Source organism: Acinetobacter sp. RF14B (genome assembly GCF_006864105.1).
Lineage (GTDB): Bacteria > Pseudomonadota > Gammaproteobacteria > Pseudomonadales > Moraxellaceae > Acinetobacter > Acinetobacter lwoffii_C.
Genome location: NZ_SMTB01000026.1, coordinates 15,549 through 30,394, shown reverse-complemented (window position 1 = coordinate 30,394; position 14,846 = coordinate 15,549). Strand labels below are relative to the sequence as shown.

Annotated in this window: 12 protein-coding genes; 7 read left to right on the top strand and 5 right to left on the bottom strand. The window is 45.8% G+C overall.

The annotated features are described in order from the left end of the window. A partial coding sequence (gene znuD, locus E2K52_RS05905) for a zinc piracy TonB-dependent receptor ZnuD (RefSeq protein ID WP_151204229.1) occupies window positions 1-1,740 on the top strand: 1,740 nt, incomplete at its 5' end. Between the two features lie 106 nt (window positions 1,741-1,846). After that, window positions 1,847-3,310, top strand: coding sequence for a phospholipase D family protein (locus tag E2K52_RS05900; RefSeq protein ID WP_151204228.1), 1,464 nt, complete (start codon window positions 1,847-1,849; stop codon window positions 3,308-3,310). Between the two features lie 49 nt (window positions 3,311-3,359). Here E2K52_RS05900 and E2K52_RS05895 read toward each other — a convergent pair whose 3' ends face one another. Then, entirely contained in the window at window positions 3,360-3,812 is a 453-nt protein-coding gene (locus E2K52_RS05895; protein WP_151204227.1) for a hypothetical protein, read from the bottom strand. Window positions 3,813-4,001: 189 nt separating this feature from the next. Here E2K52_RS05895 and E2K52_RS05890 point away from each other — a divergent pair, with 189 nt between their 5' ends. Then, a complete protein-coding gene (locus tag E2K52_RS05890) occupies window positions 4,002-4,445 on the top strand; it encodes an RcnB family protein (protein WP_151204226.1) in 444 nt (147 codons plus the stop codon). 347 nt (window positions 4,446-4,792) lie between these two features. Next, entirely contained in the window at window positions 4,793-4,999 is a 207-nt protein-coding gene (locus E2K52_RS05885; protein ID WP_151204225.1) for a hypothetical protein, read from the top strand. A gap of 45 nt (window positions 5,000-5,044) precedes the next feature. On the opposite strand, the gene E2K52_RS05880 is transcribed toward E2K52_RS05885, so the two are convergent. The 3 genes from E2K52_RS05880 to E2K52_RS05870 form a co-directional block, all read right to left on the bottom strand. Further along, entirely contained in the window at window positions 5,045-6,826 is a 1,782-nt protein-coding gene (locus tag E2K52_RS05880) for an acyl-CoA dehydrogenase C-terminal domain-containing protein (RefSeq protein WP_151204224.1), read from the bottom strand. Window positions 6,827-7,010: 184 nt separating this feature from the next. Beyond that, a complete protein-coding gene (locus E2K52_RS05875; protein WP_151204223.1) occupies window positions 7,011-8,813 on the bottom strand; it encodes an acyl-CoA dehydrogenase C-terminal domain-containing protein in 1,803 nt (600 codons plus the stop codon). A gap of 292 nt (window positions 8,814-9,105) precedes the next feature. Beyond that, a complete protein-coding gene (locus E2K52_RS05870) occupies window positions 9,106-9,738 on the bottom strand; it encodes a hypothetical protein (RefSeq protein ID WP_151204222.1) in 633 nt (210 codons plus the stop codon). A 137-nt stretch (window positions 9,739-9,875) separates the two neighbouring features. Between E2K52_RS05870 and baeS the strand changes: the two genes are divergently transcribed. From baeS to E2K52_RS05855, 3 genes are all read left to right on the top strand, one after another. Continuing rightward, window positions 9,876-11,534, top strand: a complete 1,659-nt coding sequence (baeS, locus tag E2K52_RS05865; RefSeq protein WP_151204221.1) for a sensor histidine kinase efflux regulator BaeS — start codon at window positions 9,876-9,878, stop codon at window positions 11,532-11,534. 13 nt (window positions 11,535-11,547) lie between these two features. Then, window positions 11,548-12,234, top strand: a complete 687-nt coding sequence (locus E2K52_RS05860) for a response regulator (protein WP_151204220.1) — start codon at window positions 11,548-11,550, stop codon at window positions 12,232-12,234. Between the two features lie 82 nt (window positions 12,235-12,316). After that, complete coding sequence (locus tag E2K52_RS05855; RefSeq protein ID WP_151204219.1) at window positions 12,317-12,823, top strand: GNAT family N-acetyltransferase; 507 nt, start codon at window positions 12,317-12,319, stop codon at window positions 12,821-12,823. 307 nt (window positions 12,824-13,130) lie between these two features. Here the strand turns inward: E2K52_RS05855 and E2K52_RS05850 are convergent, their stop codons facing one another. Beyond that, a complete protein-coding gene (locus E2K52_RS05850) occupies window positions 13,131-14,576 on the bottom strand; it encodes a protein adenylyltransferase SelO (RefSeq protein ID WP_151204218.1) in 1,446 nt (481 codons plus the stop codon). Window positions 14,577-14,846: the final 270 nt, after the last annotated feature.

The following is a 14,846-nucleotide window of genomic DNA, read 5'->3' as shown; positions in this document are numbered from 1 at the left end:
ACCTTGTCGCCTGACCATGCTGTGACAGTTGATCCGATTCTGGCCAAGCAGGTTGAGCTGATACGTGGCCCATCTACACTATTATATAGCGCCGGTACGGTCGGTGGTCTGGTCAATGTCAGGGATCAGAAAATTCCCACCCAGCTGCCTGAAAATGGTCTGGAGGGCACCGCGGGCTTGCGTTATAACTCGGGCAGTGATGAAAAGCTGGCCAGTGTCGGAGTCACTGCGGCAGTGGGGGAAAAGTTTGCGTTACGTGTAGAAGGATCTCAACATCAAGCCCATGACTATATTGCTCCGGATTATTTCCATGAGCATGCGGGCGAATTAGAAAAAGAACGTCGGGTTGGCAATACTTTTGCTGAAGGACAAACGGTCAATGTTGGTGGCTCATGGGTTCATGACCGTGGTTTTGTCGGGATGTCTTATAGCAACCGTCAGGATCAATATGGTTTACCGGGACATAGTCATGAATATCATGGCTGTGAAATTCATGGCGATCATTTTCATTGCCCAGCTTCTAAACAGAATGATCATGATCATGCCGCCGGACCATGGGTCGACTTGAACTCTGAGCGTTATGATCTGCGAACTGAACTGGAACAGCCGTTTGCCGGATTTGAAAAATTACGTGCGCATGCCAGTTTTACCGATTATGAACATGATGAGCTGGAAGAAAATGCAGTCATCAGCAATTTTAAAAGCCGGGGGTATGACAGCCGTTTAGAATTACTGCATGTACCTGTGGCAGGTTGGGAAGGGGTGATTGGAGGCCAGTTCTCAAGGCAAGATATTGATTTATCGGCACCCGAGTCACATGGCCATAATGACCAGGCAGATCATAATCATAATGTACTGATGGCAGATACCCGCACCCAAAAATGGAGCGTATTTGCACTTGAGCATAAACAGCTCGGCGATGTACAGCTGGAACTGGGGGCGCGTATAGATCATCAAAAAATCAAAGTTGATTCTGAGCAGAAAGATTATTCGGGCACCGGGCTGTCTGCTTCGGCAGCTGCCCACTGGGAATTTAAACCCCACTATAAGCTCTCTTTAGTGGGTTCACATCAACAGCGTTTGCCGCTGGCTCAGGAGCTGTATGCAGACGGATTGCATTTTGCGACCAATAGCTATGAAGTCGGTCAGCCTGATCTGGAAAAAGAAAGCTCAAATAATCTGGAGCTTGGCCTGTATTATCAAGGGGATCAGCTGGACTATCAGGTGCATATTTATCATAACTGGTTTGATGATTATATTTATGGAGCAACAGTGGCACAGCAGGGGAATTTAAAAGGAATTCAGTATACTCAGGCTAAAGCCAGATTTTATGGAACAGAAGCACAAGCGGGTTATCAGATCAATGAACGCTATAAGCTGAGCGTATTTGGTGACTATGTACGTGGCAAGATTGAAGCTGAAGATGCGCCACGTGTACCAGCAGGTCGGCTAGGCACCCAAGTGGAAGCCGATTTTGCTGATGGCTGGTCAGGTCTGGCTGAATATTATCATGTGTTTGATCAGAATAAGGTGGCGAGCGATGAAGATGAAACACCGGGCTACAATATGCTTAATCTGGGGTTAAGTTATCACCATACACTTGCCAATCAGAATGCCTATCGCGTGTATTTTAAAGCCAATAATCTGCTGGATGATCACGTCTATTCCCATAGTTCATTTCTGTCCAATCTTCCTCAGGTTGGACGTAACTTTAGCGTCGGCGTTCAGTACGATTTCTAGCAGTATTGATAAAATGAGAGTTCAAATCAAAGAGCTGTCACTGAAATCCACTTGAAAAATCATCCGATTAAACCTAGCCTGAGCAGATTAGGTTAGGTTCTTTCTTATGCGTATCTTTCAGCGAATTCACAATAAACTCAACTGGTCAAATCGCCGTTATGCGGTACTTATTCTGGGTATTATAGCCGTCGGCTATCTGGCATCAGCGATTTATCAAAGCTATAAACCCTTGCCAGCAGGGCTTAACTATACGGGCAAGCTGCGCCATGCTGAAGTGAAGTTTCTGGCGGATCAGACCTATCTGGATGCCCAGGGCAAGCAGCATCTGGATCAGCAGATTTTCAATGAAATGCTGAAGATGATTGAAGAAGCCAAATCTCTGATCGTACTGGATATGTTTCTTTTTAATCAGCAAACTGGCATGTCCAAAGAGCAGCATCAGGCGCTCAGTACCGAGCTGACTCAGGCCCTGGTGAATAAGCGGCTATTACATCCTGAAGTCGAAATCAGGTTTATTACCGATCCGATTAATACGGTCTATGGCGGCGTGTCGGCTGACCACTACCGTCAGCTGCGCCAGCAGGGAGTCGATGTCATTGAAACGGATCTGACTCCGTTAAGGGCTTCAAATCCAAGCTGGTCAGGCTTCTGGTACTTATGTTGCCAGGGGGTCGGCAATAATCCGGACAAAGGCTGGTTGCCGAATCCGTTTGGAACAGAAAAAATTACCCTGCGCAGTTATTTTGACCTGTTTAATTTTAAGGCCAATCATCGTAAAACCCTGGTGGTAGATACAGATCAGGGCTGGAAAGCTTTAGTCACTTCGATGAATCCGCATGATGGCAGTTCAAAACATTCCAATATCGGCTTGCTGGTTTGGGGGCGGCCTGCGCTGGATATTCTGGCTACCGAGCAAACGGTTGGCATGATGTCAAAAGCCAGCATGCCTGCGGTTATAGCAGGAGAATTTGAAGCTGATAAGACCCAGCCACAGGTGCAGGTGCTGACTGAAAAGGCGATTTATGATGCCGTTTTAAACCAGATTCAGACTGCTAAAGCCGATGATCAGCTTGACCTGGCAATGTTCTATCTGTCTGAGCGCAAGATCATTAAGAGTTTGATCGCTGCTCATGAGCGCGGGGTCAAATTGCGTGTATTGCTGGATCCCAACAAAGATGCTTTTGGCCGTGAAAAAAATGGCATTCCCAACCGTCAGGTGGCTTCGGAACTGCATAAGGCAGGAATCAATGTACGCTGGTGCAATACACAAGGTGAGCAATGTCATAGCAAGATTTTAATCAAATCCAATATCCAGCAGGCTGAAATGATTTTGGGTTCTGCCAATTTCACCGCGCGTAATCTGAAAAACTATAATCTGGAAACCAATATACGTGTGCTGGGACAAAAAGACGCAGCAGTTTTCCAAGAGGCCCTGCAATACTTTAATACAGCCTGGTTCAATCTGGATGGCCGTCAGGAGAGTGTGGATTATTCGCAATATGCAGATGATTCAGGGTTGAAATACTGGCTGTATCGCTTTATGGAGTGGAGTGGCTGGTCGACATTTTGATGCTTTCTCCTAGCCCTCTCCTGAAAGGGGGAAGGCTAGGAGGAAGAGATTAGTTTTCTGGATTTGGCGGAATCAGCTGATCCAAATCTTTATCTGACATCATATCGAGTTCTTTAATATCAGTTTTAATCTTCCATTGCTCTTCATTCTCTACCGGATTGGGCAAACGTGCTTCAAGCCAGTCACACACCACATCGGGTGGAAAGTCAGCATGATTACACTGGATCACCCATGACAAAAAATCTTTAGCCACACCATTCATATAAGGGGGCGGGGAAACCGGAAGAAACTGGGTCGGCAAGCGCTCGTTTTTGGAAATATAGTTCAGGACATGCCCCAGTTCCTGGACTGTTTGCCATGCCAAAGGATGATCGACATTGATCTGGAATTTAAACCACCAGGCCTGTTGGCCATCCGTGCCATAACTCTCAATCAGTTCTTTTTGAACACTCGGGACTTTACAAAAATATTCATACAAACGATCGAAACTTAAGTCAGACACAGTATTTAACTCGAAACCATTAAAAAATGGATTCTAGCATAACCCAGACACCCCACTGAGAAAAGCTCCAGGTTGAATCGAGGCCAGGCGCGAAGCCTTACAAAAAACTGTAGAAAAATCCGGAATATTCATATTTTCTCCCGATCTTTTGTTTAAAGTGTAAACAAGAGGGTGTCGGGGGGAATGTACATGCAAAAAGTTTTATTTAGCGCTGTATTGGCAGGTCTGTGTTCTGCTATGTCTGGCCTGTCTATTGCCGGAAATGCCTGGACCGGTTATGGCAGCAGTGATCGATATAACAAGCCCTACCATCCTTCGTCACGTCCAGATTATCCGCACCATTCACATAGACCTGTGCCACCGAATGCGCACAATCCGCAACGTCCGCCGCACTGGGGCTATCCGCCAGTCCACAACCAAAGTGGCCTGAACATCCGTTATCAGGCACCGACCACCATCTATCAGAATAATAATAGTTATCGCTGGGTCAATGGCGACCCGAATGTGGCCCGAATTGAAAGCTCCAATTATACCCTGATCACGGATTGGCAGCGTTTGGGACTGCCGGCACCTCCTGCGGGAACTTACTGGATTTATGAAAATGGGCGCTATGTGCTGGTACCCAATCGCTAAGCTGAAATCTCTTTTGATTGAAGAGGAAACTAGAGGGACAAATTAAAAGCTCAGAGTTAAATCGGATATAAAAATTCTTTTTTAAATTTGATCTTGCATCAATAAAATCAAAGCTCGCCTCAGCCGAGGAGCCAACTAGCTGGGAGGCGGGCGTTGATTCGCGTGACTGGGTAATTTCATCTTTCCTTCGATTGGCGTATAGAAAGTAAAGGTGAGGCAGAAAATAGCAAACACAGAGCATGCACAAAATAGAGGAACTGAATAAAAAATTATTTGAACTTTTGCGCTTTTTTTAAACTAAATTGCTATAGTGTAGGAGCGGTATCTTGAATAAATAGGAGAAAAAAGTGCTAGATAAAATTCAAACAAAAATTAGTCAACTTGCAGCAGGTAAAAAACTCATTCTGGGCACAGGCATCAAAGCGGATGAGATGCAGAAGGTGCTGGAATTGTGTGAGTCCCTGGAATCGGATGGGGAAATTAAAATTGTGAGCAAACATCTTAATCGTAAAACTCAGCAGCAGCCAGATACCATTTTAATTCAGAAAGTTTAATCATAAAAAAACGCCTGCAGATGCAGGCGTTTTTTAAGTGCTCTTTTAAGCTTGGGTTGTGAAATAATCTTCAGAGAAATTCATGATGATATCGGCACCGGTTTTTACTTTGGTAATGCGTAATGCCAGTTCCGGCAGAATGCGTTGTGCAAAATAATGTGCCAGTGCAAGTTTATTCTGGTAGAACTCGCCCTGTTTATCTTTGGCGGCATTGGCAATACGGGCAAACATATAAGCGAAGCTCAGCAAGCCAACAGCGTGCAGGTAATCCACAGCAGCGGAGTTAGAAAATTCGGTATTTTCACGCGCAGCTGCTAAAACATAGTGGGTCACAGATTCAACTTCAGTCGCTGCATCCAGTGTGGCATCTTTAATAAAATTAAGATCCGCATCTAAACCATTGGTAAAGTCACGGATTTCCTGAATATACTCTGCAATGAATTCACCGTTACACTTAATGGTTTTACGGCCAATTAAATCTTGAGACTGAACGCCATTGGTGCCCTCATAAATTTGCGCAATACGCAGGTCACGGATACATTGTTCCATGCCCCATTCTCGAATATAGCCATGACCACCGAAGACCATCTGTGCATCGAGCGTGGCCTGGAAAGCAGTATCCGTCAGATATGCTTTTGCGATTGGTGTTAATAGCGCAACACGGTCATTGGCCTTTTTCACAGCTTCCGGATCGGTCGAGAACTTGGTAATGTCCAGCTGTTGACCTACATATACCGCGAATGCACGTGAAGCTTCATTGTTGGCACGTGCATTCAGCAGCATACGGCGTACATCACCATGTACCAGAATACTGTCAGCCGGTTTGCTTGGAGATTGTGCACCAGATGCGCTGCGGCCTTGCAGGCGGTCTGTGGCATATTGGGCCGCATTTTGATAAGCAAATTCAGAAGCGCCCAGACCCTGAATGCCCATGGACAGACGTTCATAGTTCATCATGACGAACATGGCAGCCAGGCCTTCATTTTCTTTGCCGACCAGATAGCCTTTGGCACCGTCAAAGTTCATCACGCAGGTCGCAGACGCTTTAATCCCCATCTTGTGTTCGATTGAACCTGGACCGACCGGATTGCGTTCAGCTAAGGTACCATCTTTATTGACCAGGAATTTTGGCACGATGAACAGAGAAATACCGCGTGAACCTGCAGGTGCATCCGGTGTTTTTGCCAATACGAGGTGGATAATGTTTTCCGCCAGGTCATGGTCACCGCCAGTAATGAAAATTTTGGTCCCAGTAATGTTATAACTGCCATCTTCATTGCGTTCAGCTTTGGTTTTAATAATTCCCAAATCTGTACCTGCATGCGGTTCAGTTAGGCACATGGTGCCTGACCATTCGCCTGAATAAATCTTAGGCAGATAGGTTTCTTTCTGGGCTTGAGAGCCGTAGCTGTTTAAGGCCATACCTGCACCGACAGAAAGCAGCGGATACAGCATGAAAGACGGGTTGGTCGCAAACAGCATTTCATCAGAAAGTACGGTCAGCATTTTCGGCATTTCCTGACCGCCCCATTCAGCATCAGCCCCTAAGCCAATCCAGCCACCTTCTGCATACTGTTTAAAAGCCTCTTTAAAGCCGGCAGGGGTGGTCACATTGCCATTTTCATATTTCGCGCCTTCTTCATCCCCGCTACGGTTCAGTGGCAACATCACGTTTTGCGCAAACTTTGCCATTTCTTCCAGAATGGCTTCAGCGGTTGCTGCATCGACATGGGCAAGATTTTCATTGGCTTGCCAGAATTGTTCTGCATTAAACACATCATTTAAGATGAACTTCATATCAGCAAGCGGCGCGTTATAAATTGGCATAGTGTCACCTGTTTATTTTTCAATTCGGTAGGTTGTTTCTAAAGCTTGAAAGCACAAGTTTTTAGAGAACAATTATTTAAATGTTGATCCTTTATAAAGAAAAAGGACCGCCAAAGCTATGACCGTCCTTTCGCTATTTCTGTACTCATGAGTACAGCTTTTTTAATATCGGCTAGATATTACTTTAAAATGCAAAGTGTTCTGCATCTAAAGCCATCAGTGGCTCTACACCAGTTGCGATCACATCTACATGTGAACGAACGCGTGGCAGAATCTTCTTGAAGTAGAAGCGGGCAGTCGTGATTTTGGCATTGTAGAAATCAACTTCTGTCGTACCAGCAGCCAGAGTTTCCTGCGCAACCAGTGCCATACGTGCCCATAGGTAAGCCAGCGTTACATAACCCGAGAAGTACAGGTAATCGACTGCTGCTGCACCCACTTCTTCAGGGTTTTGCATGGCGCGCATACCGATTTGCATCGTTAAGTCACCCCATTCTTTGTTTAATGCCGCAAGCGGTTCAATAAACTCGGTCAGTGCACTGTTGTCTTTGTTGGCTTCGGTAAATTTGTGGATGATCTTGGTGAAGTCTTTCAACATTGCACCTTGAGTACCCAAAACTTTACGGCCTAACAGGTCAAGTGCCTGAATTTCAGTTGTACCTTCGTACAGGCAGGCAATACGTGTATCACGTACGATCTGCTCCATGCCATGCTCAGAAATAAAGCCGTGACCACCGAAGACCTGTACGCCATGTTTTGCTGCTTCTGAACCGGTTTCAGTCAGGAACGCTTTCGCAATTGGCGTCAGAAGTGACAAGATGTTGTCGGCAAACTTACGGTCAGCTTCTTCAGTGCCGTGTTCAACCACATCAGCATATTGAGCCAGCAGGTAAACCAGCGCACGACCACCTTCAGCAAATGCCTTTTGCGTGAACAGCATGTTACGTACAGCCGGATGTACGATAATTGGATCTGCCTCTTTTTCAGGTGCTTTAGGGCCAGAAAGTGAGCGCATCGCTAGACGGTCTTTTGCATACGCAAGTGCGCCTTGGAAAGAACCTTCAGAAGCCGAAACGCCTTGTATGGCTGTACCGATACGCGCTGTATTCATGAAAGTGAACATGCAGTTCAGACCGCGGTTTTCAGGACCAATCAGGAAGCCTTTGGCATTATCAAAGTTGATCACACAGGTTGCATTGCCATGAATACCCATTTTATGTTCGATGGAACCACAACGTACGCCATTACGATCGCCTATGCTGCCATCCGCATTGAGACTGAATTTCGGTACGATAAACAGCGAGATACCTTTGGTGCCTTTAGGTGCGCCAGGAAGACGAGCCAGTACGATATGGATGATGTTCTCAGCCATGTCATGCTCACCAGCAGAGATAAAGATTTTCTCGCCAGAAATTGCATAGCTACCATCTGCTTGAGGTTCAGCTTTGGTACGGATAATACCTAAATCAGAACCTGCATGAGATTCGGTCAGACACATGGTTCCTGTCCACTCACCTGAAACCAGTTTAGGCAGATAGGTATTCTTTTGTTCGTCTGAACCATGGTGTTCCAGAGTACGGACCGCACCGTGAGACAGGCCAGGGTACATGCCCCATGCCCAGTTCGCTGTACCGACCATTTCAGAAATACTGATACCCAGGGAGTTTGGCAAGCCTTGGCCGCCATATTGTTCTTCGGCAGAAAGAGAAGGGAAGCCTAACTCGATATATTTTTGATACGCTTCTTTAAAACCGGTCGGGGTCGTTACTACACCGTCGTTCCAGCTACAGCCTTCGCGGTCACCCACCTGGTTTAAAGGCGATAATTCATTTTCACAGAAGTCAGCCGCAGCTTCTAAATACTGATCAACCAACTCACGGCTTACGTTGTCCTGGAATGCTGGAAGTTTTGCATAGTGTTCTTCAGCATTTAATAGTTCATGCAATACGAACTGCATATCACGTAAAGGCGCTTTGTATTGTGGCATATCGGTTTCCTCAATACTGGTTTAACCAGCGTTATAATCCTAAATTAAATACAACGTATCTTCATTGACACGTATCGGCATGAGTCTAATCCTGCAACATCTTCCCTCGCGGTACAAGCATTTCAAGGGAATTTCTTGGTGACTGTAAAGTCAAAGATTAGTATATATCAATGATCAAAAGTATTGAGGGTAAAGACTTTTTGTAAGTTTTTATGAGGCAGGAAAGGTCAACGCATAACAATGCCAGCCAATAAAAAAGCACCCGGAGGTGCCTGATTAGTGAATCATGTTTTTATTGAGATGCAGCTGTTGCTACAGGTGCTTTAGGTTGAAAGCGCACCATGCACTGACCATTAATGGTTTGGTCAGCGATTTTAACCTGTACCGCCTTGCCTGGGGCTTGGCCCTGACAGGCCCGAGCAAAAGCAGTCTGTAAAGCCTGGCGTTCTGCCAGATATTGATCATACTGTTTGACCAGTTCGGCACGTTTTGTATCGGTTAATACGTCAGCGCCGTTCATACCGCCACGGAAATTCCCCTGCATCGGGCGGTGTTCACCGCGCATACCACGGAATTCACCACGTTGTTTCATCTCTTTGCGGTCAGCCTTAAAAAAGATATTACACTGGCCTTCAATAGTTTTATCGCCGGCTTTCACTTGTACCGTGCTACCGATGGTCTTACCCTCACAAGCCTGCTGCATCTGTTTGCCCAGCTGCATCCGTTCGGTGCGCATGGCCCGGTAGTGTTCACGCTGCTCAGGAGAAAGCTGATGGGCTTTTTTAGCTGCATGCTGCTCATGATGTTTCATCATGTGTGGATGTTCTTTGCTGTCTGGCACCTGGCTGGTCGATTGACAGGCGCTGAGTAAGCCCATAGACACAATGCTGGCACCGATTAAACCTACTTTTGTCATTGCTTTCATCTCGCTACCCCATTTATTAGAAGCTGATTTTTAGAATGTTTAAAGATTAAATAATAAAGATGAAGAAACAATGGAGGGTTTTTTAATCCCGTGTTCGTTACAATGATGAATACAGAAGAAAAATCGAGATTCTTGCTTTGAAAATTCGTCGTATTCCGATTGCCTTACGCCTGTTTTTAACTGTGCTGTTGACGACGCTGCTCATCACGACGGTGAGTCTGGGCGTATTGCATCTGAATATGCAACGCAACTTCACCCGCTATGTGGCGGATGTGGAAATGCAGAAACTGGATCATGTGATTGAAAACCTTGCAGATGTTTATATGGTTTATCAGGACTGGGGCAATGCCATTCAGGCGCAGATTTTGCAAATTGAAGGGGAAGCAGCGCCAGATGATTATGACCGCTTATCACGCTGGTGGTTACGCCGCCAATATGATATTGCCTTGCAGCAGCGTTATTTTCAGGAACAGACTCTGGCCAGTGTTACGCCGTCCAGTATGGTCGAGCCCAGCTTGGCACCGCGACCCGTCAATCAGGAAGAGTTGCGCATACTGGCCTCAAATATGCCTTCTCAATTTCAGCCCTTTGAAGGTTTGAGATTTCCACTCAGCTCGAATCAAGGCGCGTTCCGAACCGATCATAAAAATAAGGGGGAGCAATCGGCAGGGCGGCCAGCAGGCAAGAAACAGTTCATTCAAATGCCGGACCGTCTGGGGCTCAGTTCGCGTCTGTCTCTTTATGATGCAAAGCGCCGTTTTGTGGTGGGAGAAGCTTCAGATGAGCAGATTTCCTATCGTCCGATTATGGTAAATAAGCAGATTGTGGGTTATTTGGGCTTAAAGCCGGTTTTAGATCAGGATGATGCTTTAAGTATTAATTTCTTTAGTAATCAGAAGCGTTACCTATTTTTAGTTTATGGTTTAAGTATTCTTGCCAGTCTGATTGCAGCGTTGTTGTTGGCGACTTATTTTAAAAAACCGATCCAGCGTTTACTTAATGGTACCCGTGAACTGACCCGAGGTAATTATCAGCATCAGGTCAAAGTAAAACGTAATGATGAACTCGGTGATTTATCCAGTGAATTGAACCAGTTAGCAGTGATTCTGGATCAGCATGAAACATCGCGCCGTCAATGGGTGGCAGATACCTCGCATGAGCTGAAAACACCGCTTGCGGTCTTGCAGGCTCAGATTGAAGCCATGCAGGATGGAATCCGTAAACCAACACCGGAACATTTTGCCTCGATGCTAGGTCAGGTGACGAGCCTGAAAAAGCTGACTCAAGATCTGGCTGCTCTGGCACAGGCTGATTCACAGCAGTTGCAATTTTATTGTGCCACGGTCAATCCTTGGGAAGTGGTACAGCAGGAACTGATGAGCTTCCAGCCAAAATTTGAACAGGCCAAGCTGAGTGTGACTGTCGAAGGCGAGGGGGCAGAACTGGAACTGGATTTGGATCGCTTTAAACAGATTGTGGGCAATCTGCTCAGTAACAGTATTCGCTATACTGAAGCCGGTGGGCAGGTGCATATCCATACGGAGCAGGATGACAGCTCGTGGACTTTATATATTGATGACAGTCCATTTGGTCTGACAGATGAGCAACTGGCCCGGATTGGAGAGCGTTTCTATCGGGTTGATGATTCGCGTACCCGGGCCACTGGCGGAACAGGGCTCGGTCTGGCGCTATCATGTAAAATTACTCAAGCAATGGGCGGCAGCCTTAGCTTTGCACATTCACCGCTGGGTGGTTTGCGCTGCAAGCTCAGCTTTCCTAAACAAATGAAATCTTAAAGGAAATAAATTCATGAAACATATCATGCTGGTTGAAGATGAAATCGAACTTGCACAGCTGGTGCGAGACTATCTGGAAGCTGCTGGTTTTGAGGTCAGTATGTTTCATGATGGACAGGAAGCATATAACAGTTTTATCCAGCGTAAACCCAACCTGATGATTCTGGATCTGATGGTGCCGCGTATGGATGGCCTGACGATTTGTCGTAAGGTGCGTGAGCAATCGGATCTGCCTATTATTATGGTGACCGCGCGGACTGAAGAAATTGACCGGGTACTGGGCCTGAATATGGGCGCAGATGACTATATCTGTAAGCCATTTAGCCCGAAAGAACTCGTGGCGCGTGTACAGGCTGTACTTCGCCGTCTGGACCGTAAGGTGGAGCCGGAAAGTAATGACCTGTTCCGTATGGATAAATCACAGCAGCGTATCTGGTACCAGCAAAAAGCCTTGAATCTGACCCCAACCGAGTTCCGTTTACTGGAACTGTTCCTGGAACATGTCGGTCAGGTCTATTCACGCGCACAGTTGCTGGATCATATTAATCCGGACAGTTTTGATGTCGCAGACCGGGTGATTGACAGCCATATTAAAAACCTGCGCCGTAAAATTTCGGATGCTGCGGAAACCGGTAACCGTCATGAGTGGATTCAGGCGGTGTACGGGGTGGGTTACCGTTTTGAATATCCTGAGGACTAATCTTCAAGCCTGTTAAAGAAAAGCGAATAGACTGGGGGTATTCGCTTTTTTATGATGAGCAGAAAAAAGTTGAGATGCATTGATGACCCTCATAATCCGACTAGAACAGGCTGAAGATATTCAAAAGATTGCAGAGCTGACTCAGGCGGCCTTTGAACATGTAGAGTATTCAAGCCACACTGAACATTTTATTGTGAATACACTGCGTAAAAGAAATAAGCTCACTGTTTCATTGGTCGCCACAGATGATTGTCAAATTGTGGGACATGTGGCGATTTCGCCTGTACGATTATCCTCAGGAGATCAGGGCTGGTATGGCTTAGGCCCAATTTCAGTTGTACCATCTCGTCAAGGCTTCGGTATTGGCTCAGCATTGATAAATGCGGCTTTGAAGCAATTAAAAAACCGCAATGCTCAGGGATGTGTGCTATTGGGTGATCCAGCGTATTATGCACATTTTGGATTTAAAGCGATTAAAGATTTGAGGTTGGCAGATGTGCCAGCCGAATATTTTCAGGCGATCAGTTTTATTGGGTATTTTCCACAAGGGGAGGTATTCTATGACGAAGCATTTAATGCTACACAATAAGTATCAATTGAGTTTGAGTATGTCCTTTCGGTCTTTTTTGCTCCATGGCGCTGGCATGCGACGCTTTGCTCATCTGTAAGTTCCTTTAAAATGGTTTTTCCATACTCTATGGAACCATTACATAAGCCGTTGCTCAATACCATTCACCGGTTAATAGAATAGTTTCTATTGTTCCAATCTCATTTTCTACTTAAAGACACAGTGGTTTTTAGGCAAGGGTACGTCAGCCATTCGCTAGAAATAAGTCAAAAGAAAGCTGTGGAGAATGCTTGAATTATCCACAGCTTTGAGTCGGGTTGTGAAGAAATTAAGATGAACAGCTGACCATGACTTCTGGTACATCACTTGGTAAGGGGGCTAAATCTTCTGCTTGTTCTAGGTCTGGCTGTTTTAAATAAGGCTGGCTTAAGAGTTTAAATAGCCGATCGACTTCGGAAAAGTCATCCCGCTCCGCCAGTTCAATGGCTTTCTGTGCCATATGGTTACGCAGAATATAATGCGGATTGGCCAGCGCCATTGCACCATCCAATTCTGCAAGGTTTTGATGTTCACGGATCGTGTTATATAGACTTAAAAAGCTTTCAAATTGACGGCGATCCAGACAATCATCCTTGATTGCATCATATTCCCTATTTTGCAGGCGAATGAAGCTTTGGGTGTAATCCAGTTGCTCACTTTGCAAAATTCGTAAAAATGCCATGGCACAGTCAAAGCTGTCTTTATGAAAACGAGGCAGGCCCATTTTCTGGTTTAAGCCATTCCGATAATACTCAAGGAAGGTCGGCTCATAATGTTCCAGACATTCGGCCAGGTCCTGTTTCCATTGTTCTTTGTCATAGTTTTCAGGACACAGCGCAACCAGATTATTCAGCCACATCCACAGATTCCAGTGGCCAATGCTTGGCTGTTGCTGATAGGTATAACGCCCCTGATAATCTGAATGGTTGTTAATCCAGTTAGGGCGGAAACGCTCCATAAATCCATACGGACCAAAGTCCAGGGTGGAACCGGTAATATTCATGTTATCGGTGTTCATTACTCCATGTGCGAATCCAAGCAGTTGCCATTGGGCAATCATCAGAGCCGTACGCTGGATAACCTGGGTGGCAAAAGCCAGAATCGGCTGTTCAGCTTGCAGACATTCAGGATAATGCCATTCGATACATTTCTGGGTAAATTCAGGCAGTAACTCAGGCTGATATTGATTGATCCATTCGAAATGCCCGAAACGGATATGGCAATCTGAAGTCCGCAGTAACATGGCACCAGGCTCCAGTTTTTCCCGCTGCACGCCTTGAGCCGAAGAGGTAAAACCGACGGCATTACTCGATGCAACCCCTAAACAATTTAAAGCATGTCCTGCCAGATATTCCCGAATCACTGAACGCAGTACAGCGCGGCCATCTCCCATACGTGAATAAGGAGTGGTTCCTGCTCCCTTTAAATGCAGGTCAATGGTCTGGCCCTGCTGATCTAAAATCTGTGCGATCAGCAAACCTCGTCCATCGCCTAACTGTCCGGCCCACTGGCCGAACTGGTGTCCGGCATAGACCATGGCCAAGGGTTCAAATTCGGCAAAAGTTTTTTGACCACTACAAATCTCGACCCATTGTGCTTTATCCTCTTCAGACCATTGCAACTGTTCTGCGAGTGCAGCATTAAAGTGTCCTGCTTTTGCTCCTTTAAGTGGCAAAGGCATTTGCTGGTGATAGAGGCGGGCAGGGAGCTGAGGATAACGGGAATTAAAATGCATAAGGCACAGGATAATGAAATAATTAAGATCAATATAACAAAGAACCCTGTTTAAAACTGTTGTAAAAAGCAAGTATGCGTAAGAGAAAGTTGAATCAAAAAAGCTTCTTTGAAAGCAGGGAAGTGGGAAATGCTGCTCAGTGTAGAGTTGGTAAAACTTTTGTTTGAAAAGTTATGATGCTAGGATCGTTTTTAAAAGTTTGTCGAGAATTACTTTAGCCCCCGCAATATTTAAAACTTACAATTTTCCAGCTCTAAGCGCAAATCTGTA